The sequence below is a fragment of the Polaribacter vadi genome, assembly GCF_018861005.1.
GTDB classification, from domain to species: Bacteria; Bacteroidota; Bacteroidia; order Flavobacteriales; family Flavobacteriaceae; genus Polaribacter; species Polaribacter vadi_A.
Window position 1 is genome coordinate 13564 of the sequence record NZ_JAHKQL010000002.1, and the last position, 24814, is coordinate 38377.

General features: G+C 26.7%; 25 protein-coding genes. 8 read left to right on the top strand and 17 right to left on the bottom strand.

Going from position 1 to position 24814, the window contains the following annotated elements; all coding sequences use genetic code 11:
- Positions 1-144: 144 nt before the first annotated feature.
- The 11 genes from KO506_RS00895 to KO506_RS00945 all read right to left on the bottom strand — a co-directional run bounded on the left by KO506_RS00895 (position 145) and on the right by KO506_RS00945 (position 7439).
- Complete coding sequence (locus KO506_RS00895; protein WP_215993029.1) at positions 145-834, bottom strand: SCO family protein; 690 nt, start codon at positions 832-834, stop codon at positions 145-147.
- The gene (locus KO506_RS00900) at positions 806-1426 is read right to left on the bottom strand and encodes a toxin-antitoxin system YwqK family antitoxin (RefSeq protein ID WP_215993030.1); all 621 of its coding nucleotides are present in this window, start codon (positions 1424-1426) and stop codon (positions 806-808) included. Before KO506_RS00900 ends, KO506_RS00895 begins: the two co-directional genes overlap by 29 nt.
- A gap of 12 nt (positions 1427-1438) precedes the next feature.
- Entirely contained in the window at positions 1439-2227 is a 789-nt protein-coding gene (locus KO506_RS00905; protein WP_215993031.1) for a YHYH protein, read from the bottom strand.
- A 64-nt stretch (positions 2228-2291) separates the two neighbouring features.
- Positions 2292-2576, bottom strand: coding sequence for an EF-hand domain-containing protein (locus tag KO506_RS00910; RefSeq protein ID WP_215993032.1), 285 nt, complete (start codon positions 2574-2576; stop codon positions 2292-2294).
- Between the two features lie 172 nt (positions 2577-2748).
- Positions 2749-3396, bottom strand: a complete 648-nt coding sequence (locus tag KO506_RS00915; RefSeq protein ID WP_215993033.1) for an SCO family protein — start codon at positions 3394-3396, stop codon at positions 2749-2751.
- Between the two features lies 1 nt (position 3397).
- Positions 3398-4000: a toxin-antitoxin system YwqK family antitoxin gene (locus KO506_RS00920; RefSeq protein ID WP_215993034.1), complete on the bottom strand. Its 603-nt coding sequence runs from the start codon at positions 3998-4000 to the stop codon at positions 3398-3400.
- Positions 4001-4014: 14 nt separating this feature from the next.
- Positions 4015-4800 (bottom strand): YHYH protein, encoded by a 786-nt coding sequence (locus KO506_RS00925; protein ID WP_215993035.1) that lies wholly within the window; start codon positions 4798-4800, stop codon positions 4015-4017.
- A 228-nt stretch (positions 4801-5028) separates the two neighbouring features.
- Entirely contained in the window at positions 5029-5517 is a 489-nt protein-coding gene (locus KO506_RS00930) for a Spy/CpxP family protein refolding chaperone (RefSeq protein ID WP_215993036.1), read from the bottom strand.
- A 6-nt stretch (positions 5518-5523) separates the two neighbouring features.
- Complete coding sequence (locus tag KO506_RS00935) at positions 5524-5841, bottom strand: hypothetical protein (RefSeq protein WP_215993037.1); 318 nt, start codon at positions 5839-5841, stop codon at positions 5524-5526.
- A 104-nt stretch (positions 5842-5945) separates the two neighbouring features.
- Positions 5946-6527, bottom strand: coding sequence for an RNA polymerase sigma factor (locus tag KO506_RS00940; RefSeq protein ID WP_215993038.1), 582 nt, complete (start codon positions 6525-6527; stop codon positions 5946-5948).
- 81 nt (positions 6528-6608) lie between these two features.
- Positions 6609-7439 carry a mechanosensitive ion channel family protein gene (locus KO506_RS00945; protein WP_215993039.1) on the bottom strand — a complete coding sequence of 277 codons (831 nt, stop codon included), beginning with the start codon at positions 7437-7439 and terminating at the stop codon, positions 6609-6611.
- 136 nt (positions 7440-7575) lie between these two features.
- Between KO506_RS00945 and KO506_RS00950 the strand changes: the two genes are divergently transcribed.
- The 6 genes from KO506_RS00950 (at position 7576) to lipA (ending at position 12214) form a co-directional block, all read left to right on the top strand.
- Entirely contained in the window at positions 7576-7779 is a 204-nt protein-coding gene (locus tag KO506_RS00950; protein ID WP_215993040.1) for a membrane or secreted protein, read from the top strand.
- Positions 7780-7793: 14 nt separating this feature from the next.
- Positions 7794-8897 carry a glycosyltransferase gene (locus KO506_RS00955; RefSeq protein WP_215993041.1) on the top strand — a complete coding sequence of 368 codons (1104 nt, stop codon included), beginning with the start codon at positions 7794-7796 and terminating at the stop codon, positions 8895-8897.
- Positions 8888-9451 (top strand): RNA polymerase sigma factor, encoded by a 564-nt coding sequence (locus tag KO506_RS00960; RefSeq protein ID WP_215993042.1) that lies wholly within the window; start codon positions 8888-8890, stop codon positions 9449-9451. The genes KO506_RS00955 and KO506_RS00960 overlap by 10 nt, the downstream gene beginning before the upstream one ends.
- A 2-nt stretch (positions 9452-9453) precedes the next feature.
- Complete coding sequence (locus KO506_RS00965; protein ID WP_215993043.1) at positions 9454-9852, top strand: hypothetical protein; 399 nt, start codon at positions 9454-9456, stop codon at positions 9850-9852.
- Positions 9849-11069 (top strand): Nramp family divalent metal transporter, encoded by a 1221-nt coding sequence (locus KO506_RS00970; protein WP_215993044.1) that lies wholly within the window; start codon positions 9849-9851, stop codon positions 11067-11069. The genes KO506_RS00965 and KO506_RS00970 overlap by 4 nt, the downstream gene beginning before the upstream one ends.
- A gap of 275 nt (positions 11070-11344) precedes the next feature.
- Positions 11345-12214, top strand: a complete 870-nt coding sequence (lipA, locus tag KO506_RS00975) for a lipoyl synthase (RefSeq protein WP_215993045.1) — start codon at positions 11345-11347, stop codon at positions 12212-12214.
- On the opposite strand, the gene KO506_RS00980 is transcribed toward lipA, so the two are convergent.
- The 5 genes from KO506_RS00980 to KO506_RS01000 all read right to left on the bottom strand — a co-directional run bounded on the left by KO506_RS00980 (position 12207) and on the right by KO506_RS01000 (position 21484).
- Positions 12207-13931, bottom strand: coding sequence for a hypothetical protein (locus KO506_RS00980; protein WP_215993046.1), 1725 nt, complete (start codon positions 13929-13931; stop codon positions 12207-12209). The genes lipA and KO506_RS00980 overlap by 8 nt on opposite strands.
- A gap of 9 nt (positions 13932-13940) precedes the next feature.
- Positions 13941-15095 (bottom strand): DUF4249 domain-containing protein, encoded by a 1155-nt coding sequence (locus tag KO506_RS00985; protein WP_215993047.1) that lies wholly within the window; start codon positions 15093-15095, stop codon positions 13941-13943.
- A 13-nt stretch (positions 15096-15108) separates the two neighbouring features.
- Positions 15109-17862 carry a TonB-dependent receptor gene (locus tag KO506_RS00990; protein WP_215993048.1) on the bottom strand — a complete coding sequence of 918 codons (2754 nt, stop codon included), beginning with the start codon at positions 17860-17862 and terminating at the stop codon, positions 15109-15111.
- Positions 17863-17866: 4 nt separating this feature from the next.
- Positions 17867-18640: a hypothetical protein gene (locus KO506_RS00995; RefSeq protein WP_215993049.1), complete on the bottom strand. Its 774-nt coding sequence runs from the start codon at positions 18638-18640 to the stop codon at positions 17867-17869.
- Between the two features lie 1608 nt (positions 18641-20248).
- Entirely contained in the window at positions 20249-21484 is a 1236-nt protein-coding gene (locus KO506_RS01000) for an ABC transporter permease (protein WP_215993050.1), read from the bottom strand.
- Between the two features lie 4 nt (positions 21485-21488).
- On the opposite strand from KO506_RS01000, the gene KO506_RS01005 reads away from it, so the two are divergent.
- Entirely contained in the window at positions 21489-22757 is a 1269-nt protein-coding gene (locus tag KO506_RS01005; RefSeq protein WP_436836407.1) for an exo-beta-N-acetylmuramidase NamZ family protein, read from the top strand.
- Positions 22758-22768: 11 nt separating this feature from the next.
- Positions 22769-23740, top strand: coding sequence for a hypothetical protein (locus tag KO506_RS01010; protein WP_215993051.1), 972 nt, complete (start codon positions 22769-22771; stop codon positions 23738-23740).
- A 3-nt stretch (positions 23741-23743) separates the two neighbouring features.
- Here the strand turns inward: KO506_RS01010 and KO506_RS01015 are convergent, their stop codons facing one another.
- The gene (locus KO506_RS01015) at positions 23744-24793 is read right to left on the bottom strand and encodes a pentapeptide repeat-containing protein (protein ID WP_215993052.1); all 1050 of its coding nucleotides are present in this window, start codon (positions 24791-24793) and stop codon (positions 23744-23746) included.
- Positions 24794-24814 lie beyond the last annotated feature (21 nt).

The following is a 24814-nucleotide window of genomic DNA, read 5'->3' on the forward strand; positions in this document are numbered from 1 at the left end:
TGAACTGAGTTCAAGTTTAAAACTTTATACTGTTATGATTTTAGATGCAGATTATTCTAAAAACTTGTTCTAATTTGATAAAAATAAAAAAGACCTCAAACCGAAGTTAGAAGTCTTTTAATCAAACCAACCAAATTTAAATTTTTATTCTTTTTTTAATGCGTTAATATCAATAATTAGTTGTGCAATAGAAGATCTATTTAAGCCATTATAAATACCTCTTATATGTTTATTCTTATCAATTAGCAAAAAATTTTCTGTGTGTAAAAAATCTTCAATACTCTTTTCTTCTCCTAAATCATTTTCAACAAAATAAGAATCTCTACCTAAACTATAAATTTCTTCTTTATCACCTGTTGCTAAATGCCATTTATTATCAATTATACCATTACTTTTAGCGTAATTTTTTAGAACAGAAACTGAGTCTATACTTGGTGTTACAGAATGTGATAATAATAATACAATAGAATCTGACTTAAATTCTTCTTGAATTTTAAACATATTTTTTGTCATTTTAGGACAAATACCTGGGCAAGAAGCAAAAAAGAAATCTGTAACATATATTTTGTTCTCAAATGTTTCTTCTGTAATTGTATCTCCAAGTTGATTTATTAGTTTAAAACCTGGAATCTTATGAAAACTTTTTTCTTCAATAGAATTTGGTGTAATCCATTTTGGAGTAAAAGACTCATCTTCATAATAAGGTAAATACTCCACCCTACTTGTTTCTTCAACTTGAATATTTGTTTTTTTTATTTGTTTTTTACAACTAAATGCAATTCCAAATAACAAAAGAAATATTACACTATATTTTTTTTCTAATAATAACCTCATCTTCTAATCTATAACATGAATTTGCTCTTCTCATACCAAAAATACGTCCATTTTTGGCCTCATAATTAACATATAGCTTTCCATTAGCTAACCAAGCTTTTTGAAAACCATTTTCTTTTCCGTCAACAAGGTTTCGTAATTTAGCTAATTGTCCTGAAGAATACCATTTCTTCTCTTCACCTTGCAAAAGACCATTTTTATAATATGATAAGCTTGCTAAAGTGTCATTTTCCCACCAAGTTTTATATTCGTTTGTTAAACGATTATTTTTATAATAAGATTTCACTTGAAGTTTACCTCTTTTTGTCCATCTCTTAGCAACTCCTTCTCTTTTGCCATTATAAAAACCCCATTTTTCTTCTAAAACTCCATTGGAATAATACTTTAAAGAATATCCATTATAAGGTTTTTCTTTATAATACCATCGTCCAACATTTCCATTAAGAACCAACTCTTCTTTTAACACTTCTGTGCTATCAATTATAATAGAATTATCAACAATTACATCTGTATTAACATTTTTGTTAGTTACTGTATTTTTACAACCTATAATAGATAACGTTACTAGTATAAAAAAAAAAATTGGTCTCATATATCCTACTTTTTAGTATCCTTGAAATGGTCCAGCAAAAAGAACAACTGCTTCATCATAACCATATAATGGAGCATTGTATTCTTCATTAATTATATGATAATGATATTCACCATCTTCATTATAAGGTGTAGGCCCAAAGTGTCCTCCAGATGCATCTAAATCTGTAGGATAATCATTTGAAGGGTAATCTTTTCTTCCATAAAGGAATATCCCATCCATTAATATTCCTACCAATTCATCATCATCATTAGATATTGATCTTGGCTCTAAATGATAGTGATAAACACCTGGACCTTTGTGTGCTCCATTGTAATCTAAACTACCAGCAGCTTGATCTAAATCTCCCATACCTTCTTGGTCATTAAAAATAGCTGCTCCACTAACTGCAATACCTATAGTATTTAATTCTGTATCAACTGTAGCACCATTTAAATTTGGTGTAGAGTCAACAGTAAAACTTGAAGCTTCACCTGTACCACCACCAATATAAGTGTTTTCTGTTGTTTTTGTAACATAATCTGATTCATCTAAATAAAGTTCATGATCAGTTTCCCAGTAAATTGATGTGTGATTTGGATAACCAGTTGTTTCCAAGTAAATTTCTGTACCATCATCTGACAAGGTAACAGTAACTGCATCAGAATTAAATGCTGCAAAAGCCGCAGGCAATTCAGTTATAGCATCGTCTGTAACATCTGGTTCTGTTTCAACTTCTGCATCTTCATTAGAACTACAAGAAACAAAAACTGTAAAAAACATTGCTAAAAATAAAGTGATTTTAATAAATTTGATTTTCATTTTGGTTGATTTAATTAATGTTTAAATAATTAGATGTATTATTTCTAAAAAAATTGTGCAGAAATTATTTATTTTCTGGTCTTTCTCTTCTTTTTGGTTTTGGAGCTTTTTCTAGTTCTTCTTTAGATAAGAAACCATCTTCATCTGTATCTATTTTTTTAAAGTCTTTTTTTAAAGGTCCTTTTACTTCTTTTAGAGAAAGCTTACCATCTTCATCTTTATCTAATTCTTTAATTAGCTGTTCTGCAGATGGTGGTCCTTCTCTTCTTCTATCATCATTATTTTCTTGTGCTGATACTGCTGTAAAACTTAATAAAATTACTGCTACAGTTAAAATTGATTTTTTCATTTTTTATATTTTTTATATGTTATGTATATTAAGATGCTGTTGCTTTATAAAACTTGTTGTCGTTAACTTAAGTTTAACAAAGAAAGTAAATTAACAAATAAAAAATCTCCATTTTACATAAAACAAAAACAACAACACATTAATAATCAATTACTTAAAATTTATTTTAAATTTACTCTTCTTTTTTAAGAATTTCTATATGACGTTTTAAACGTTGTACATCTAAAGATAAAGTACCATTATAAACACCTCTAATTCTTCCTTTTTTATCAACTAGAATAAAATTTTCTGTATGTATAAATTCAGATTCGTCTTTTGTTTTTTTAAAGTCTTCATCTGCAAAATAAGAAGTTCTTGCAATTTTATATATAGCCTTTTTATCACCTGTTACTAAATGCCATTTATTATCTATCGCATTTTTTTCTTTGGCATATTCTTTAATTTTATCAACAGTATCTACCCAAGGCATAACTGAGTGAGATAATAATAAAATGTTATCATCACTTTTATAGGTTTCTTGAATAGTATTCATATTTTTTGATAAAATTGGGCAAATACTTGGGCAAGTTGTAAAGAAAAAATCTGTAATATAAATTTTACCTTCAAAATCTTTATTTGTGATTTTTTTTCCATTTTGATTTATAAACTCAAAAGGAGCTACTGTGTGAATTTTAGAATAATTATCATCATTTTCTGAAATCCATTCTGGAGTAAAATCTTCTGAATTATAAAAAGGAAGCACCTTTGATTTATCTACTGAAGTTTCTTTTTTACAAGAAATACAGACAATAAACAATAGGATTATCAATTTAAATTTCATTTTATTCATTTTCAGTATTTACAACACTTACACAATTTTTTAAACCAATTAAACCATGTCTATCTCCATTAACTGTATAAAAATTAGCTTTTATTTTTCCTGAAGGTTGCCACATTTTTTGACTCCCAGATTCTTTACCATCAGTAAAATTGAAGTGTTTTGCTATTTGCCCATTAGAATACCAATCTTTCACAAAACCATTGTAAACACCTTTATCATTAAACTGATAATCAAACATTTGCTGTTCGTTTTTAAACCATCCATTATGCCTATTAATTTTAATACCTTTAGCATAATAACGCTCAAACCATTTCTTTTTATCAGGATAAAACCCAAAGTACTTCCCTTCTCTTTTTCCTTGATAGTATTCTGAATACGATTTTAAATTACCATCTACATAAAATTCATTTACAATTCCAGAATAAGGTTTATCATTAAAGCATAAAACACCATTTTTTAATTTAAAATTAGAATTATTTTTATTCTTTTCTATGGATGGAATTTGAATTTCATTAACAAGAATAACTTCTTTTAAATCTTGTTTTGTTGTATCACAAGAAATAAAAAACACATTTATTAAAATAATAATTTTTAAAATTTTCAAAAGAAAATAGTTAGTTAGTTTGTTATACTTCCTGCTGTTCCAAAAAAACCATTTCCGTTTAAATATGGAGCTTCTGTAGTAATATGATAATGATAAATTCCTTCAGGAAAATCTGACGTTACAGAAGTATGACCATGGTAATCGTCTAAATCTGCATTAGTAATTGTTGTTCCATTTTCTTGAGGTCCATACACAGGAAAACCGTCTGCTAACAAACCTAAAAATGCATCTTGTCCAAATTCACCTGTTAAATAAGTTGGTTCTATATGATAATGATATTGACTAGTTCCTGTTGGGTGTCCTAAATATTGGTCGAAAGAATTAATTTCACTTGTTAATTCTTGTTCATTTGGACCTGCATACTGATTAAAAAAAACAACTCCATTTCTAGAAATCCCTATAGGGCCTAAACTTGTAGCACTTTTAGTGGTAGCTTCTTTAGGATTTAAGGAAATTGTAAATGTTACATTTTGTTCTGCAATTGTATTTGGGTTTTGGTTCCAACTTGTATTAGTTCCATTATAAGCTTCATACAAAGGATTTGAAGTGTCCCAATAAGGACTAGTGTGATTTGGTAAATCTGTAGTTGTAAATGTTACAGTAGATCCGTTTACGGAATAAGAGAGAGCATCAATATTATCGAATTTTGATAAAATTGAAGTAATATCATAATCTGTTTCAGTTACAATTTCTGGTTCATCTATAATATCTTCTTCATTTGAAGAAGAGCTGCAAGAAAGAATAATAGTTGTTGCTAGAAAAATTAAGCTAGAAAATTTAATAATTTGAAAATTTTTCATTCTATAATGTAGTGGTTATATTTTAGACTTTATAATTTATTAAAAGTTTAATATTACACAAATGGTGATCTTATTTTTCTATTTGTAACATTATCATCTTTTAATCTAATAAAAACCCCCTACTTAAAACATAAGTAGGGATCTAAAAACATTTAAATATTCCCCCAAACATTTATACGCTTTTAACCTTAGACCTATGTTTTTTAAAATAGTTTGAAAAAAATAAAATTATCTTGGTGGTGGAGGCATTCCTTCTCCTCTTTCTGGATGATGTTCGTTATTTCTTGGATGTCCAGAATTACCACCTTGTATGGCTTTATCTATAATTACGTCAAACTTTTTTTGTTGTTCTGGAGTACATATTTTTCTAACAGATTTAAAAAAACTAAATACTTCTAACTCTTTTTTTATTTCTAAATTACCTGCAACAGTTACTAAAGAATCAATATTTTTAGTTTCATCTGCAAAAGAATTGAACAAAATATCTTTTTGTTTTATAATTCTTTGATCTAAATCCATCATTTTTCTTCTATGAATATTATCTAGGCTTTTAAACTTTTCTTGCTGATCTTTAGAAAACTGTAACTGCTCTATTAAAAAAATTCTTTCTGCTTGATTTCTATTATTTAAATGCGGTTTTTTAATCAACATAAAAATTAAAACACCATTTAAAATAATAAGAACTACTAATAATATTGGAAGTAATTTTGATTTCATATTGCCTTAATTTAAAATCGAATTTGTTTCAGGTTGTAAAGAATATTCTTGTGCAAAATTCTCTAAAGTTACATTGTTAGTTACCTTTTGAGATGAATATGCGTAAAATAATGCACTAACATTTAATAATAAAACCAAACCTAAAGTTGCTAATTGTAACTGAGGAGAAAACCAACCTAAAACTTTAGATTTTTCTTCTTTTTGATTTTCTAATTGTTGTAAAACCTTATGTTTAAAAAAGTGATTTACTTTCACCTCTTCTATATTCTCTAATACTTTAAAAGCATCATCAATATTATTTTCTATTTCTTTCTTAGGTTTCATCTTTCTTTTTTTTGATAAAATAATTTTATAATTATTTAGATGCTTTATGTTATAAAAACTTGCGCTCTTTATAAAATAATTTTATTTAATTAATTTTTAACAACTTAATATGATTCATTTTTATAAACAGTTGCTAATTTTTCTTTTAATGTTTTTTTTGCTCTAAACATTATAGATTCTACAGAAGACAAGCTTTTACCTGTAATTTCTACTATTTCTTGATAGCTTTTGCCATCTATTTTAGCTAAAGTAAACACTACTTTTTGCGAATCTGGCAAAGTATTTATCGCCTTAAAAATTGTGGCTGATTTTTCTTTATTTTCTAATAAAATTCCTGGGTGATTAAACTCTGTAAAATAACTAGTTTTATCTATTGGCATTTCATTCCCCATAATAGATTGCATAAAAGCAAATCGTTTTTTGGTGTTTTTTTTTCTGATGAATTCTAAACATTTATTAGTTGCAATTCTATAAATCCAAGTAGATAGTTTAGAATTGCCTTTAAACTTTGTAATCGATTTAAAAACTTCTAAAAACACTTCTTGTGCCACATCTTCTGCATCTTCTTTATTAGGTATAAATGAAATACAAGTGCTAAAGACTTTCTGCTGATAATCATCTAAAAGATGACTAAATGCAGATTGCTTACCTTGCTTTAAATTATTTATAAAATCTTGTTCGTTCAAATTTGGTTGTCAAAAAAAGTAAACATACAAAAAAAAGACTGCTCAATAAAACAGTCTTTTTAAATTTATTTTCGTTTCGAATTATTTTGTCATTGTAACAACTCTTTGTGGTAAAGGAGCCTCATAGCCTGCATTACCTAAAGCTTCTACAATTTTTTGTCTTGTGTCCCAAAAAACATCCCAATAATTATTACAATCTACATAAGGCAAAGCCAAAAGTTCTACACTATTTTCTCCTAAATTATTAACAGCAACTCTAGGTGCAACATTGCCATCTTTTAAAACATTAGCATCATTTTTAAGAATATTCATTACAATTTCTTTAGCCTTTGTAATATCTGCTCCATAACGAATTGCAAAAGGCATATCTATTCTTAAATTACCAATTTTAGTAAGGTTTGTAATTTTATTTGCTGTAATTGCAGAATTAGGTATTATTTCTGTTTCGTTTTGAAAAGTTTCTATAACTGTAACAAAAACCGATATTTCTTTTACAAAACCAAAAGCACCATTCGTTTTTATTAAATCGCCTACTTTAAAAGGTCTAAAAATTAATAGCATAACACCAGAAGCTATATGCCCTAAAGAACCATTAAAAGCAGCTCCAAGAGCCAAACCTACACCTGCTAATAATGCTGCAAAAGAAGCCATTGGTAAACCTACTATACCTGCAATTGAAATAATTAATAATAATTTTAAAATAAAACCTAAAGTGGTTAATAAAAAAGGTTGTAGAGTTTCGTCTATTGTTCTTTTCTCAAAAACTTTAGAGATTCCGTTCATTACCATTCTAATAACCCAAAGACCAATAATTAAGGCAGCAATTGCACCAATTAATTGTAAACCCCAGTTTCCTAAACCAGCTGAAATAGTATTGTAAAAGTTTTTTAATGATTCTGTAAATGTTTCCATTGTATTTTTTGATTTTTAATTAGTTACACTTTTTTCGACACTAGAAAATTTAAAAAGTCACTAACACAAAATATTTCTGATAGAATTTTTAGCTTAAAAATTTAGAATACGTATCTTTGCAACACAATTATTATTTATGAAATTATTATTGCTTACTTTAGGATTATTGGCTCTTGGTGTTGCAGGAATTGCTATTAAAATTTGGGCAAAAAAAGATGGTGAATTTGCTGGTACTTGTGCTAGCCAAAACCCTATGTTAAATGAAACTGGTGAAGCTTGTGGTTTTTGTGGTAAAACCCCAGACCAATTTGATTCTTGTGCAGAGCCACAACATAATTAATTTATAATAGTACAATGGTATTAGCTGTAGTTTTCTACACTTTTGTAGTATTTACAGTAATACAAGTTATTTACTATCTTGTTTTTTCTACTTTTCTTACTATAAATAAAAACAGAAAAAAACTTACTGAACAAGTTCCAGTATCTATAATTATTTTTGCCAAAAATTGCGCCCAAGAATTACAAGAAAATTTACCTCTTATTCTTTCTCAAAAATATTCGAAATTCGAAATTCTTTTATTAAACAATGCCTCTTCAGATAACACTGCAGAAATAATTGAAACTTTTAAAAAAGAAAATGAAAACATTAAAATTTTAGATATTGAAAATAATGAGGCTTTTTGGGCTAATAAAAAATACGCTTTAACTTTAGGTATTAAAGCTGCCAGATACGATCAATTATTATTTACTGAAGCAGGCTCTAAACCAAATTCTGATTCTTGGATTGCAGAAATGAGTAAACATTTTACAGCTAAGAAAACAATAGTTTTGGGTTACAGTAAATTTTCGAATAAGAAAACATTCTTAAATTTGTTTACTCGTTTCGAAAACTTATTTAGTGCTATACAATGTTTTTCATTTACTAAATTAGGTATTCCTTTTATGGCTTTTGGCGATAATTTAACCTACAAAAAAGATGAGTTTTTTAATGTAAAAGGGTTTATTAATCACATTAAAATAAAAAACGATAATGGTGATCTTTTTATAAAAGATGCTGCTCATAAAACTAATACTTCTTTTACAATTTCAGAGCAAAGTTTTATAGAAACAAAGCAACCAGATTCTTTTAGTACTTGGTTTCAAAATTTAAGACTTAAAAATTCCATTCAAAAACATTATAAATTTAAAAATCGTTTTTTATTAACCTTTTTTAATTTTTCTAAATTTATTTTTTATGTTTTAGGTATTACCTTATTTTTCTTTTATCCTTGGCAGATAATGCTACCAATAATACTTACTTATTTTTTAGTACAATTTATTGTAGTAGGCTTATCTGCAAAAAAATTAAAAGAACCCTATATCATTTTTTTACTACCATTTTTAGAAATCGGTTTATTATTGATTCAAATTAGTATCTTTAGTGTCAATTTGATTTCAAAACCAAATCATTGGAAATAGACAATAATAAAATTTCATTAAATATTTTAAAAGCAAAAGAAGGCAATCAATCTGCTTTTCGTTTTTTACTTAATTCTTTTTGGGGTGATGTTTATAGTTATCAACTAAAAAGAACAAAAAGCGAAAATGATGCAGAAGATATTACTATACAAACTTTCTCTAAAGCTTTTGATAAAATACATACTTTTGATGATAAATATGTTTTTAAAACTTGGTTAATTGCCATTTCTAAAAACGTTTATATTGATTTACTACGTAAAAAAAAATCATCTATATCTACAGAAACTACCATAGAACAAGAAGAAAAAGTGTATTTGGTGGTTGATGAAAATCCTACTCCAGAAGACAAAATAATAAGAGAGCAGAATTTAGCAAAGCTTTTAAGAGATATTAAACAATTAAAACCTAAATACCAACAAGTAATACAATTACGTTATTTTCAAGAATTGAGTTATAAAGAAATTTCTTCTCAAATTAACGAACCAATGAACAACGTAAAAGTAAAATTATTACGAGCAAAAAAATTATTGGCAGAGATTATTAGTAAATCTTAATTATGAAAAGATTTAACGCTTACCAAAAAAATATAAATGATTTTTTTGATGACATTGTAATTGTTTGTAAAAATTGTAAGAATAAAGCTTTTGCCAAGCAAATTAATAATAATTTACAAATAACATGCACAAATTGTGGTTACAATAAAATAGTAAGTGACCAACTAAATTTGCCTAACTATGAATTATGGTTTACAACTGAATTAAATGAAGGAAAACTTTGGGCATATAATTTAGATCATTTAAAATTTATAGAAAACCATATTAATGCCACTTTAAGAGAAAGAGATTTAGAAAAAATATCGAATATTTCTATTGGCAGTAGATTGCCAAAATGGATGACTTCTAAAAACAATAGGTCTAAATTATTAAAAGAAATTGCTAAATTAAAAACCAAATGAAAAAATCATTCTTACAATCTTTAGGACCTGGTTTATTATTTGCTGGTGCAGCAATTGGTGTATCTCATTTGGTGCAATCTACAAAAGCAGGTGCAGAATTTGGTTTTGGTTTACTTTGGGCTTTATTATTAATTCATATTATAAAATATCCATTTTTTCAATTTGGCCCTAGATATGCAGCAGCAACTGGCGAAACTTTATTAGATGGTTATCGAAAATTAGGCAAAGGTGTTTTAGCCATCTATTATATTTTGAATTTCGCTACAATGTTTACAATTCAAGCTGCAGTTACTATTGTTACTGCTGGTTTGGCTTCAAAAATTTTTGGTATTACAGATAACTTAGTCATTTGGTCTGCAATTTTAATGGCAATTAGCATTGTTATTTTACTAATTGGAAAATATAAATTGTTAGATAATTTAATGAAATACATTATTATTACCTTAACAATAAGTACAGTTGCTGCAGTTTCTGTAGCATTATTTAGCTCTACAGAGGCTTTTGATGTTATTCAGATTTTACCTTCTGGCTCTGTAGAAGTCACTTTTATGATTGCCTTTTTGGGTTGGATGCCAACTTCTTTAGATATTTCTATTTGGCACTCCATTTGGTCTGTAGAAAAAAGTAAAAATACCTTAACAAAAATAAAACCTAAAGACGCTATTTTTGATTTTAATGTAGGTTATATTGGCACACTTATTTTAGGAGTTTGTTTTGTACTTTTAGGCACACTTGTTATGTATAAATCTGGTGAAACTTTTTCTAATAAAGGTGTAGAGTTTGCTAGTCAGTTAATAAACTTATACACTAAAAATTTAGGTGATTTTTCTTATGTATTTATAGCTTTAGCTGCATTTACAACAATGTTTAGCACAACATTAACTACTTTAGATGCATCACCAAGAGCTATGAACAGAAGCTCTAAATTATTGTTTGATAAACAATTTAAATTCGGATATTGGTTTTGGATTTTCTTCCTTTTTATTGGTACAATAATTATATTACAATTCTTTTTGGCAAACATGGGTAGTTTGATAAAAATTGCCACAATTTTATCGTTTTTAACTGCTCCTTTTTATGCGATAATGAACTACTTATTAATAACAGGAAAACACACGCCCAAAGAACATCAACCAAAAATATTTATTAGAATTTTAAGTATTGCTGGTATTGTATTTTTAATAGGTTTTAGTATTTGGTTTTTAAGTAGTATTTAATTTTTTCTTATACTGATACTATTGGGTTGCAAGAAATTGATAAAAACACATTCTTTACTAACATTCATTTCGATGATAAAAACGGATTAAAACAATATCCGAATAAAATGAACAGTACTCTTAAAAAAATAGCATTAATGTTATTTCCTGTTCTTTTTTTATCATTCATTTTAAGCATTTTATCAAAAAGAAAAAAACGACTTAATTAATTCTTAAGAGTTGTATTACCTTGTTAATCTTTTCTTCGTAAATTTGCACTTTAAATAAGATTGATAATGGCTGTAGAATCTGTAGTACTTCCTGAAAGAGCAAAAAAACCAAAATGGTTGCGTGTAAAATTACCTGTGGGTAAAAAATATACTGAATTAAGAGGTTTAGTTGATAAGTATAAATTAAATACAATTTGTACAAGTGGTAGTTGCCCAAATATGGGTGAATGCTGGGGAGAAGGTACAGCTACATTTATGATTTTAGGAAATATCTGTACACGTTCTTGTGGTTTTTGTGGTGTAAAAACTGGTAGACCAGAAACTGTAGAATGGGATGAACCTGAAAAAGTGGCTCGTTCTATAAAAATTATGAGCATTAAACACGCTGTTATTACTTCTGTAGATAGAGATGATTTAAAGGATGGTGGTTCTATTATTTGGGCAGAAACTGTAGATGCAATTCGTAGAGCAAACCCAAATACAACTTTAGAAACTTTAATTCCTGATTTTCAAGGAAACACAAAACAAATAGATAGAATTATAGAAGTTGCACCAGAAGTAGTTTCTCATAATATGGAAACTGTTAGAAGGTTAACTCGTGAAGTTAGAATTCAAGCAAAATACGATAGAAGTTTAGGTGTTTTAAAATACTTAAAAGAAAAAGGAATGCGAACTAAAACTGGTTTAATGCTAGGTTTGGGAGAAAAAGAAGATGAAGTAATACAAACCATGAAAGACTTAAGAGCTGTAAATTGTGATATTATTACAATTGGCCAGTACTTACAACCTACAAAAAAGCATTTACCTGTTAAAGAATTTATAACTCCAGAACAGTTTAAAAAATATGAAACTATTGGTTTAGAAATGGGCTTTATGTACGTAGAAAGTGGTGCTTTAGTACGTTCTTCTTACAAAGCACATAAACACGCTATTTAACTTTAAATGTAGTTTTTAATGAAATAGGCTTTCCTTGTTTGGTAAAGCCTTCTAAACTTACTTCATAAAGACCTACATTATCTGAAGTGTAAAAGTTATACGAATTTGTTCTATTAGATAATTTACAATCTAGCTGCCAAAATAACTGACTTCTAAAATCTGGAATTCTGTCTTGATTCCCTAAATCATAATTTTGTTTAAAATACTTTTTTGGTACCAAAGGTTTAAATAAATCTATATTTTTTTGATAGGATTTACTTACTAAATTACTATAATCTCCTTTAAATGTTTCAAGTATAACAACACCATTGTATAATTTTGTACCATAAACATAATTATCTTGTAGAACTATTATCTTATTAACTTGTTTTGTTTTAAAGTCGATAACATCATTATGATTTAATATTTGAATACCATCAATTAAAATTAAAGGTTTAAGGTTTTTATATAAAAAATCTACACCTAAAATCTTTATTGAATATTCACTCCCTTTTTTAGAGTAATAAATATTTCCTGTTATTTCTGTTAAGGTTTCTTTTAAAGTATTAAACCTAGTATAATCATCTAAATAATATGTATAAACATTGGTTCCAAAAAACTTATCAGAATTTATGTATCTCTTTACTGAATCTTGTTTTTTTATGTTGTAAGCATTTTCAATTTGATTAAAAACACTTCTTTTTTCGATGCTTTTTTTAACTTGTTCTGATATGCTAAAGTTACTAAATACAATGTTTTTATAATCTATAGCTGTATCTTCATCAAGAATAATTTCATAATCTTCTTTATTTTTATCATCTATTTCTAAAACGGCTTTTAATGAATTGTAGGTTTTATCAATATTAAAATAAAATGTACCTGAATTGTCTGTTTTAGAAGCTTTAAAAATATAATCATTACCTGGTATTGAAATAGAAATATTTACATCAGAAATTGCTTCTTTAGAATCCTTGTGAATAATTTTACCAGAAATTAACTCTCCTCTAAATTCTGGAAGGTATATTTTAGAACTATTCTCTTTACTTAAAGTTTTGCTATTGTATAGAGATTGATAAGTATTTGTAGTTTGTTTTCTTGGGATATTAAATTCACCTACTTTACGTACAGATAATGAATAATTACCATTTAAAATATCGTTATTATCTGTATCTAACTGTAAAATAACTTTTTCTCTATTTTTAAATTCTTGTTTATTTAAAGATAGCTTTATGATATCAGAATTATCATTTATATTATTTTTTTCAGTTTCTAAATTCTTAATTTCCTTGTCTTTACTTAAATATTGAGAATTATCTGCAAACGGATTTAATATAGAAATATCTCCTTGAAAAAAATTGTTTTCTCCTCCGTTTTTCATCCATTTGGTATAAGCTATTATCTTATAATTCCCAGATTTTAAAGAAGTAGGCATAAAAAAATCACCCTGACCTAAACCTGAATTTAATAAAACCTTATGTTTAAAATGAACTTTAAAATCTTTGTCTATTAATTCTACATAAGCAACTTTGCTTAAAGTTGTTAGCTTTTCTGTTTTTGAATTTAAACAATATACTTTGTATAACAATTGCTCACCAGAAAGTAAAAAAGTTGTATTATAATGTACAAATATTTTTTCTTGAGGTATGCTTTTAAATATACTTGAATTCTGCTGTATATTTTGTGAATGGCTCTTAGAAAAAAAGCATATAAAGAAAATTAAAAAAGCTGTTTTTTTCATTTTAAAAATTTAATCTATCCAAAAATTTGGTTTGATATTTGAACCAGACATTGTACAATCTCCACAAATTCGTGTTACTACATCATAAGGTCCTCCATCTTCACCCGCTGGTTTTTCGTAAACCAATGTTACTCTATCTAACCTTACAAGGGTTGTTAGGTCATCTACTGATGGATCTATAATATTACAAACCCAAGGATAAGGTGTATCTAAAACATCTTCTCTATTAAAAAATATTCTTTTTTCTGAAATAGATGATACTTCAAAAAAGCCTAAAACTTTTTCGTTACTATTATTTACAGAATAAATATTACTTGTTAAAAAGCCTGGTTGACTTTGAGAAAGTAAACTTTGTGAACTAGAGAATTCTTCTAAAACCCTAAGATAATTATAAGACTCTCCTGACTGTATATATTGTTTAACCAAAATACTATATCTACTATTTATACTAATACTATTATTAGGAATAAATTTTATTAAAAACTTAGAAATTCTATCTTCTTCTAAAAGATCTGTATTGGTTAACAATCTACCTTTAGATACTACTGTATTATAACAAATTTGTTCTTCTTGAGATCTTGGTACAACAGAAAAGCCTCCAGAAGAATTTAAAATTAAATCATCTGGTGTCCAAAAAGGAGCAATAATTTTATAGGTTTCTTCAAATTCGTATCCATAGTATTTAGAATTGTTAGTTGCATCGTAACTATCTACATATAAACCAATGCCTTCTACTCCATCATCATCAATAACTTTTTCTGCATACACTTTATCAATAGAAGCTACATTTGTAAGTTGTGTATTTTGAGAAATATATTCTTTACCATCTTGCGTTTTTATAGATAAAGTATACTCTAAACCTGGTTCTGCTTTAAACATTGTTGTTGATGTATACACACCAGAAGTATACTCACTAAAATTATAAGTGTTGTTATTACTGGTTTCAATTGTAATTGTTGCACCAGTTTCTACATTAGGTTCATATTCTTCGAAACTATAGGTTCTTGTTAGTGTTATATTATGATATTTTAATTGATTTGTAATTGTAGCCTCTACTACTAATGCGTCTTCAAACTCTTCAGTAGCAGCATCAAATTCTTCAATACAACTGTTTGTAATTGTTAGAAGAATACTTATTGAAATAAAATAAATTATTTTTTTCATAATTAATACTTATTTAAAAACTAATATTATACGTTATTGTTGGAATAGGAAACGCAAATATTGAACTCTTATATGCTTTAATTTCTCCTGCTTCAGTAACAAAAAACACAGAATATGGGTTGTTTCTTCCTAAAACATTATAAACTGAAATATTCCAGAAACCATGACCTGGTTTTTTAATTTTATGATTTCCTTCTACATTAAAACCAATATCTAACCTAAAATAATCTGGAATTCTAAATTTATTTCTATCACTATATAAAACTCTTTCTTCTCCATTTAATAAAAAACTACCTATTGGATAGGTTACAGGTCTACCTGTTTGATATGAAAAATTAGCAGATACACTATATCTTCTTGTAATTTTATAATTAGCTATAATGTTTAAGTCATGAGGTTTATCAAAATTAGTAGGAAAGAAATTACCATTATTTACTCTTTCTTCTCCAAACTCGCTATCTAACTGAATAAAAGAACGCGAATAACTATAACCAAACCAACCATTTAATCTACCCTTATTTTTCTTCACTAAAAACTCAACTCCATAAGCTTTTCCTTTTCCTTGTAAAATATCAGATTCAATATTTTGGTTTAATAATAAGTTAGCACCAACTTTATAATCTAGAATATTTTTACTTGTTTTATAGTAACTTTCTAAACTCAATTCATACTCATTACCATTAATATTTTTAAACAAACCAAAAGAAAGTTGATTTGCTTGTTGTGGTTTTATATTTAGGCTAGACAACCTCCAAGTATCTGTAGGAGATGCTGTTGTATTATTGGATAATGTATGAATGTATTGATATGTATTGTCAAACCCAGCTTTAATAGAAAAACTTGGAGTTAAAGCATATCTTACAGATGATCTTATTTCTGGACCTCCATAAGTTTTAATAACCTCGTTATTTCCAAAATCTTTAACTTCTAGAATAGAACTTTCGTTTTTTGGTAAACTTGGGTCGTATACATTTTGCGATGATGGTCCTAAAGCTGTAAATAGAGAAAGTCTAAAACCAAGGTTTAATAACAGTTTTTTATTTACTTTAAAATTATCAGAAAAAAACAAAGCAGATTCTAAACCTCTTTCTTTTGGAGTATCAAAAACACTTACAATACTTTGGGTGCCTTTTGGTTTTATGTTTCCTGGTGATACATTAAACAGCTTATTAGACACTCCGTATTCAAACTTATGTTTTTCATTAGCCAAATATTTCATCTTTAGCTTTAATTCTGTTTCTGTAATTCTATAATCAAGCTCAAAATCGTTTATAGAATTTTCATCAAAATCTAAGTTAAACTTATATTCACTATTAGCTATAATTAAATCTCCACTATTCTTTTCGTTAAATTTATGATTCCATTTTACAGATAACAACCTGTTAGAATAGGTTTGCAATGAATCTGAAGTAATACTAAAAGAATCATTACTATAATAACCAGAAACCTCTAGCTTATCATTATCACTTAACTTATGGGTATATTTTAAATTGGTATCATAAAAAGAGGCACTACTATTTTTTAGATTTTCATCTTCTAACAAATCTAAAATCCAATTAGAATAAGTTCCTCTACCACCAACTATTAAACTTGCTTTTTCTTTTACAATAGGTATTTGTAATGCTAAATTACTTGTAACTGGCCCTATTGCAGCTTCTCCTTTAAATTCATTAAAATCTGATTCTTTTGTTTTAATATTAAAAACAGAAGATAATCTACCACCAAATTCGGATGGAATTGAGCCTTTATAAATATCTACATCTCCAGCTGTAAAAGGATTTATCCCTGAAAAAATACCAAAAAAATGTGAAGGATTATATAGAACAGCATCATCTAAAAGAATTAAGTTTTGGTCTTCTTTACCACCTCTAACATTAAAACCTGCAGAACCTTCTCCTGCCTTTTTAATTCCAGGTAAAGCAGTAGCTACTTTTAAAATATCTCTTTCTCCTAAAATTAAAGGTATGTTTTTAATATTCTGAATCTTAATACTTGAAACACCTGTAATTGCCTCATTTACATTTTTATCTCTACCTGCTTCAATAATTAATTCATCTAAAAGCACAGAACTTTCTTTTAGTAAAAAATTATGTTTACCATTATTATAAATAATAATGGTTTGCTTTAGATTAGTATAACCCAAAGATGTTGCTTCTATTTCATTTACACCAATAGGTAATTTAATTGAATAGAAACCATTTTCATTTGTTACAGCAGAAAGATTTGTATTTTTTACTACTAAAGCAAGGTTGGGTATAAGCTCTCCTGTAGTTACATTTTTAGCATAACCTTTAAGCGTATATTCTTTTTTTGTTGAATTTTTAGACTCCTTACCTATTCTAATTATTTTCGAATTCGATAACTTATCCTTTGCAACCTCACTATAAAAAATAGGTGTACTTTTTTGATTATTATTTGTTTCTTTTTGCTCTTTTGTCTCTGCCCAAACTAAATTTGGGAAACTAGTATGTATAACACTATTCAAAGATAAAATCACCTTGTTTTCTGTATGAATGTAATAATTAACAAGAGTACCATTAAAAAGATTATTTAAAACATCAGATAAATCTTTGTCTATAAAACTACCAGAAACTAAGGTTTTGTCTTTTAGCCAATCTTTAACATAATAAAAGCGATAAGACGATTTTTCTTCTATTTTTTTTATTACTTCTACCCTAGTTAAGTCTGTATAAGTTAAAGTGATTTTTTGTTGTGCATTAGTTAAGTAAGCACAGAAAAATAAAACAAAGAATATGTGTTTTTTCATCTTATTAAATTTCTGTTTTATTTATTGATGTTTGAATGTCTTCTAGTAATTTCTGATAAAAAATGCTTTCGTTTAACTTAAAAAGCTTTCTGTTTTTTCTGTAAAAAATAGAAATATTTTTCTTTTGCTTTGGATAAATTCTAATTACATCTTTTTTAGAATTTATAATATGATACGTATTGTCTTTTAAAAGTGCAAAATAGCTTCTATCTGAAAACCTTATATAGGCCAAGTTATCATCAATAAATTTTGATATGTCTTTGTAATTCTTTTTTATTAAAATGGTTGATTTTACTTTGTATAAAACTTGATAAAAACCTTTAAAAGATGTATCTACAATATCTAAATTAGTACTACTGTTTATAAACGTATGTTTTTCTTTTGGTAAATTGATTTCATCAATATAAATCTCAAAAAAATCAATTTTTTCTTTTATCAATTTGATAAATAAAAAGTTAGATTGATAAGGTAATTTTGCAATTAATTGATCATCATGAATGTCATATTTTAATTGAATGTTATAATAAGTTTGATCATCATAAACTAAATTACCCAACTTATATATATTCTCTTCAAAAAAACGATGATTATCTGGTTTAGTTATATATTTTTCAACAAATATAGTTCCATTATATATACCTGAATTCCCATTTCCTATTGCAGTATCAAACCAAACATAATAGTCTTTTGCACCTAAATCTATTTGGGCATAGATATTTGTTGTTTTAGCCTGTAAAGCCAAAATGAATAGAAAAATTAATAGATTCCTTTTATCCATTTTTTAAAAGTAGACCAATTCAAAATTAAAACAACACCTATTTTAAACTTTAACAATCGTCTTTTAAAGTTTTAACAATAAAGAGTTAAAATATTACCAAAAAAAAAGAGTAAATTATTCTTGGCATAAAAGTTGATTGCACATAAATGAAAGCAAATTAGTTAATTGTTTTCATTGTGTAAATTATTTGAATTAGTTGATTTAAAAAACCATCTCTGTAAAGAGATGGTTTTTATTTTATAATAAATTACATAAGTTCATTAAATAAAAAGAAAATCGTCTAGAAAATTAATTCTAAACGATTCCTTAGTTACATATTATAAATTCCCCAACTTATAAATAGTTTTGTATTTAAATAAATACACTACAAATAAACAATTGCTACAAGAATAAATTTAATCTTTTTCGACAAGCGCTTAAAATTACTCTTTAAAATGTAAAAATAAAACGTTTTATTTTTTTTGAGAAGAACTCCTTGAGAAATACTAAATGAATATATTTATTACAGAAAAAATCGTTTAGAAAATTAATTCTAAACGATTTCTTAGTTTCATATTATAAATCCCCCAACTTATAATTAATCGGTATTTACCTCGATAAATACACTACAAAGAAACAACTACTATCCTAATAAATTTAATCTTTTTCGATAAGTGCTTAAAACTCCTCGTTAAAATGCATTTATTAAACGTTATAATTATTTTTTTTGAGAAGAAATCCTAGAGAAATATTTCTATCGCATAAAAAAAAGAATCGTTTAAAAAATTAATTTTAAACGACTCTTAATAGTTACATATTATAAATTCCCCAACTTATAATTAGTTTGTATTTCAATAAATACACTGTAAATAAACAAATATTATATAATTAAAATTCTATTTTTCGCTAAAAAATTATATCTATAAGTTGAAGCGTAATTAATAAGCGTTAAAAAAAACTATTTCTTAAGTAAAAAAAAAATCGCTCAAGATTACTTGAGCGATTTTTTGATATATGGTATTATTAAACCCCTTAACTTTTAATAACACACTTTTTTATAAATCCACTTCAAAGAAAAGAAACTTATTAAAATAAAAAATCTAATTTTCGTTGACTGGTGTATTTAGAGCGTTAACAAGTATTAATTATTCGTTTAATTTTTCCTCACCTATGTAGCACTAATAATATTATGTAATTATATGATAATTTCCATTTTCTAAATCAACCAAAACATCTTTATTTTACTTAGATATCAATTTTGATATTTCATCGACCTTAGTAGTTTATTTAAAATAACATAATTTCTTTAATTGATTTATCTGCAATATTTTTGTTTCATCTATAGAATCAACAAAACCATATACACATCTAACAGAAAGCTGAAACACTTTAAACTCCTTCATATAATCTACAGAATTAGCAGGATTAAAAAGCTTCCACTTAGGTTTAAACTAAAGCATCCATTTCTTTTATTACAGAATTTAACTGAACCAAAGTTGTATTATACAATAGTTTCTAATATATTTTTTCTGAGTTTCATCTGATAAAATTTCATCAATTATATATTAATAAAGTGACATTAACATTAATACTTTAAAAAACAAACTTAAAAACAACCCAAATGATGAATTAAGCAAACTTTATAGATTTAGAAGGCTCAATTTTAGTGATAATATAAGATGGTATTATCAACATTAAAAAACATAAAAACAATGTACCTATATTTAATAATAAAATAGCAGTAAAAGAGATATAAACTGGCATTGTAGTAACATAATATGTTTCTGGATTTAATGTAATTACTTTAAAAAAGTGCTGGATAAAAATTAAAGACAACCCTATAATATTGCCCCAAAAAAGTCCTTTTAAGATAAGGTAAGAGGCATTATATAAAAATATTTTTCTGATACTAGTATTATAACTACCTAAAGCTTTAAGAATACCAATCATTTGTACGCGTTCTAAAATTAAGACTAACAAAGCTGTTATCATATTTATACCTGCAATTACTATCATAATTGCAATAATAAACCAAACATTATTATCAAAAAGTTTAATCCATTCAAATACATTTTGATAAGTTTCTACAATCGTTTTCTTATTTAAAGTTACTCCAATTTCTCTGTAGATTTGCTCACCAATAACATCAATAGAATTAAAATCATCAATTAAAACCTCAAAACCACCAACATCATTCTCTGTCCATTTGTTTAATTTCTGCACCTCTCTAATATCACCAATCATCACACTTTTATCAAATTGCGCAAAGCCAGAATTATAAATTCCAGAAATAATATATTTTTTGTTAGATGGTAATTTACTAGTAGATGTTTTTAAGAAAGTAGCTAAAATAGTATCGTTCAATTTTAATTGTAAACGATTTGCAACAGTTTCTGATAATAACACCTCTCTTGTTCTTGGTTGATTAAAGTCTGGCACAACACCTTCTACCAAATATTCTTTAAAAAAAGACCAATCGTAATCCGTAGAAACTCCTTTAAAAATTACACCTTCAAAATCTGTTTTGGTTCTTAATATTCCGCCTTTATTTGCAAAAACTTGAATGTTTTTTATACCTGAAATGTTTTTAAACTTCGGATAAAATTCTTGATCTTTTTTAACAGGAGTTGTAGAAACCTCAGAATTATTATTATCGTAGTTTACAATTTGAATATGCCCTTTAAAACCAGCCATTTTATCACGAATCTTATATTGCAACCCCAAACCTGTAGCCACAGCAATCAACATAATAATTATACCCAAAGCAATTGCTGTAATTGCAATTTTTATTATTGGTGATGATATACTATTTTTATACTTTTTGCCAGCAATAATGCGTTTTGCAATAAATAACTCGTAATTCAAACTGATGACTCTTTTTATACTTCGTAAAAGTACCTATTTATTTTTGTTTTTGTTGATGAATTTTCAGCTGATTTCTTGCGCTAAACGTGTTCAAAATTCTGAATTGTCTGTTAAAAACAATACAAAGCAACAATTAGAAATTAAAACAGGCGCAGAAAACACAGAATTATACCTAGATCTTTTAAAAGGCAAAAACATTGCTATTGTCGCGAATCAAACATCAGTTTTATCTGTTTTACAAAGAGCTGAAGTTGCACCAAATGTAATGGGCTCTAAAAAAGTAACACATCATTTAATAGATTATTTACATCAAAATAAAAACATTAACGTAAAAAAAGTATTTGCCCCAGAACATGGTTTTAGAGGAAAAGCAGATGCAGCAGAAATTGTTAAAGATGGCAAAGACACTAAAACTGGTTTACCCATTATTTCTTTATATGGTAAAAACAAAAAACCTAAGCCAGAACAACTAAAAAATATTGATGTTGTTGTTTTTGACATTCAAGATGTGGGTGTTCGTTTTTACACGTATATTTCTACTTTACATTATGTTATGGAAGCTTGTGCAGAAGCTGGAATCCCTGTAATTGTTTTAGACAGACCCAACCCAAATGGACATTATGTTGATGGCCCTATTTTAGAACCAAAACATGCTAGTTTTGTAGGTAAACATCCTGTACCTGTGGTTTACGGAATGACCATTGGCGAATATGGACAAATGATAAATGGAGAAAAATGGCTGAAAAATGGAATTCAGTGCGATTTAAAAGTGATTCCTTTAAAAAATTACACACACACTTCTGAATATAGTTTAGCCATTAGACCTTCACCAAACTTACCTAATGATAAATCCATAAACCTTTACCCAAGTTTAGGTTTTTTTGAAGGGACAACTATTAATGCTGGTAGAGGAACCGAATTTCAGTTTCAAAGATATGGAGCTCCATTTTTCCCAAAGAGTGATTTTAGTTATATTCCAATTTCGAATTTTGGTGCAAAATATCCAAAACATAAAGAAAAACTTTGTTATGGCGTAGATCTAAGCAATCAAAAAAAATTAAACACTATACATTTAGAATGGTTGATTGACGCTTACAATAAAACTCCAAAAACAGAAAAATTCTTTGGAGAAACATTTACCATACATGCAGGTACAAAAAAATTACAAAAACAAATTGAGCAAGGTTTGTCTGCCAAAGAAATTAGAAATACTTGGCAAAATGAATTGCAAAAGTTTCAAAAAATTAGGGAACGATATTTGATATATGATTAGAAATTATTTCTATGAAAAGGATTGTACTTCTTTTAATGTTATCAATAATATACTCTTGCAAAGAAAAATTCAACCCAAATGAATTTAAAGGAACTTGGATTCCGATAAATGACAAAGGGAAATATTTAAACTTAGCTGCATTAACTTTCAGAAACGATTCTGTTTATCTGGAAGATTATTTTACTTTTAATTTTAAAGCAAGTTATAAGATAAAAAGGAAATCAATTAATTTTTTTCTTGCTAATGATACGCTAAAATATAATTTAAACTTTATTAGAAAAGATTCTATTCTTCGACTAAACCATAAAAATTATATGTTTTTCGAAGGTTATTCTTATGAAGAAAGATTTATAAATTATGATTTAATTCATTTAAAACTAAATCAGCCTATTTTATCAGATTCTTTATTTAAAAACTACGATAGTGCTTTTCATATATTTAAAGATTTAAAAGATTCTGTTCAATTAAAGTTGAACGATAAAGTATCTTCAGATTTTAATTTAATTCCAGGGTTTGCATTTGGATTACATAATCAAAAAGACAATATTATAATTTACATTGGAAAAAACATTACACTTAAAGAAATTATAAAATGTTATGTTGAGCTATATAAAGTTAATATTAACAACGCTTTTCTAGTAACTAACTTTGACATAAAAAACAATAACTATTATGGATTTGTAGATAATTATGAATTTTGGCAACAACAAATCATATCATTGTCTGATGAAAAACATGAACCTATTTTAACTGAAGAGTTATCTAGAAAAAATTACATCAAAAAATATAATCCAAAAATCATCAAATTAAATTTTAAAAATGATTTTACGAAACTTTCAGAGATTAACCATAAAGACAATTATTTAATTCAGATTAATGCTAAGTTTAGTATTGATGAATATTATGTTTTGAAAAAAAGTATTATTAAATTAAAAAAAAATCACTCTAAAACTATAAAAACAGAATTCATAAATCTAAATTAAAATCTACCTACTCAAAACTGTTGCCACTTTTTTATCAAAAACTTTAGAATACACACTATCCACTTTATATTTTTCATAAAGCGTTTCTGCTCCTTTTAGTTTTAAATCGTCTTTTATATACGTTAACCAATTTAAACTATCAACCACTGCACTATCTAAAACAGCATTTGTAAAATTGACTTTATTTAACTTTGTTTTTAATAAAATAGCACTAGAAAGGTTGCTGTTTTTTAAAACAGCATTACTTAAATTAGCATAACCTAAATCTGCATTTTTTAAGTTGGCATTTTCAAAAATTGCTCTTTTAGCATCTATATTTACCAAAATAGCATCAGATAAATCTGCATCTTTTAAATTAATCCCTCTTAAAATAACGTTATATAAATTTGCGCCTTTAAGTTCTGCCTGAGTAAAATCGCTTTCTTGTAAAATTTGATCTTCAAAAAAAGCAGGATTCAAATCGCTTTTGCACAAAGTAATTAACAACTGACCTCTTTCTGGGCTTATTGATTTTGCAATTAAAGCATCATCTACCAAATACCTGTAAGGTTTCATTGCTCTACTTAAACCTACAATTCTACTCACTAAAGTTTTTGATAGTTTCTTGTTTTTTTTGGTTTCAAGTTCAGTATTAATATCACTTAAAATATCGCCCATAATAAACATTTGAGCCGATCTTCTAGAAGCTTCAGCCAAGTGCGTTTGCTCTTGAATTTTTCTGTTTTGTTTTTTTAATAAACTATTTTGATAAATCATTAAAGTAGTAGGCAACAATGCAAATAACAACGCCACTACTCCAATTCTTGTTAACCTCCTAATAATGCTGGCAATTAAATCTGACGTAGTTTGTAATGAAATTCTTTTCTGCTCATTAAATTCTTGAATGGAATTATAAATACTCGTTTTTAGCTTTTTACCAGCTATAAAAGTAGTTGTAAATTTTACAAAAAATTGCCATCGTTTCTTTTTAGATGGTTTTGATTTTTCTAGTTTAGCTAAGCGTTCTTTTAAGATTAAATTCTCTTTTTCTAATTCTTTAACTTTATCAGACATTGGTAACTTATTAAAACTTTT

Coding starts and splice junctions, on each gene's coding strand:
- KO506_RS00925 (WP_215993035.1), bottom strand. CDS start 4,800: ATGAAAAATTTTCAAATTATTAAATTTTCTAGCTTAATTTTTCTAGCA.
- KO506_RS00995 (WP_215993049.1), bottom strand. CDS start 18,640: ATGGATAAAAGGAATCTATTAATTTTTCTATTCATTTTGGCTTTACAG.
- KO506_RS00955 (WP_215993041.1), top strand. CDS start 7,794: ATGGTATTAGCTGTAGTTTTCTACACTTTTGTAGTATTTACAGTAATA.
- KO506_RS00970 (WP_215993044.1), top strand. CDS start 9,849: ATGAAAAAATCATTCTTACAATCTTTAGGACCTGGTTTATTATTTGCT.
- KO506_RS01005 (WP_436836407.1), top strand. CDS start 21,489: ATGACTCTTTTTATACTTCGTAAAAGTACCTATTTATTTTTGTTTTTG.
- KO506_RS00935 (WP_215993037.1), bottom strand. CDS start 5,841: ATGAAACCTAAGAAAGAAATAGAAAATAATATTGATGATGCTTTTAAA.
- lipA (WP_215993045.1), top strand. CDS start 11,345: ATGGCTGTAGAATCTGTAGTACTTCCTGAAAGAGCAAAAAAACCAAAA.
- KO506_RS01015 (WP_215993052.1), bottom strand. CDS start 24,793: ATGTCTGATAAAGTTAAAGAATTAGAAAAAGAGAATTTAATCTTAAAA.
- KO506_RS00910 (WP_215993032.1), bottom strand. CDS start 2,576: ATGAAAAAATCAATTTTAACTGTAGCAGTAATTTTATTAAGTTTTACA.
- KO506_RS00900 (WP_215993030.1), bottom strand. CDS start 1,426: ATGAGACCAATTTTTTTTTTTATACTAGTAACGTTATCTATTATAGGT.
- KO506_RS00945 (WP_215993039.1), bottom strand. CDS start 7,439: ATGGAAACATTTACAGAATCATTAAAAAACTTTTACAATACTATTTCA.
- KO506_RS00930 (WP_215993036.1), bottom strand. CDS start 5,517: ATGAAATCAAAATTACTTCCAATATTATTAGTAGTTCTTATTATTTTA.
- KO506_RS00980 (WP_215993046.1), bottom strand. CDS start 13,931: ATGAAAAAAACAGCTTTTTTAATTTTCTTTATATGCTTTTTTTCTAAG.
- KO506_RS00895 (WP_215993029.1), bottom strand. CDS start 834: ATGAGGTTATTATTAGAAAAAAAATATAGTGTAATATTTCTTTTGTTA.
- KO506_RS00915 (WP_215993033.1), bottom strand. CDS start 3,396: ATGAAATTTAAATTGATAATCCTATTGTTTATTGTCTGTATTTCTTGT.
- KO506_RS00965 (WP_215993043.1), top strand. CDS start 9,454: ATGAAAAGATTTAACGCTTACCAAAAAAATATAAATGATTTTTTTGAT.
- KO506_RS00990 (WP_215993048.1), bottom strand. CDS start 17,862: ATGAAAAAACACATATTCTTTGTTTTATTTTTCTGTGCTTACTTAACT.
- KO506_RS00950 (WP_215993040.1), top strand. CDS start 7,576: ATGAAATTATTATTGCTTACTTTAGGATTATTGGCTCTTGGTGTTGCA.
- KO506_RS00985 (WP_215993047.1), bottom strand. CDS start 15,095: ATGAAAAAAATAATTTATTTTATTTCAATAAGTATTCTTCTAACAATT.
- KO506_RS01010 (WP_215993051.1), top strand. CDS start 22,769: ATGAAAAGGATTGTACTTCTTTTAATGTTATCAATAATATACTCTTGC.
- KO506_RS00905 (WP_215993031.1), bottom strand. CDS start 2,227: ATGAAAATCAAATTTATTAAAATCACTTTATTTTTAGCAATGTTTTTT.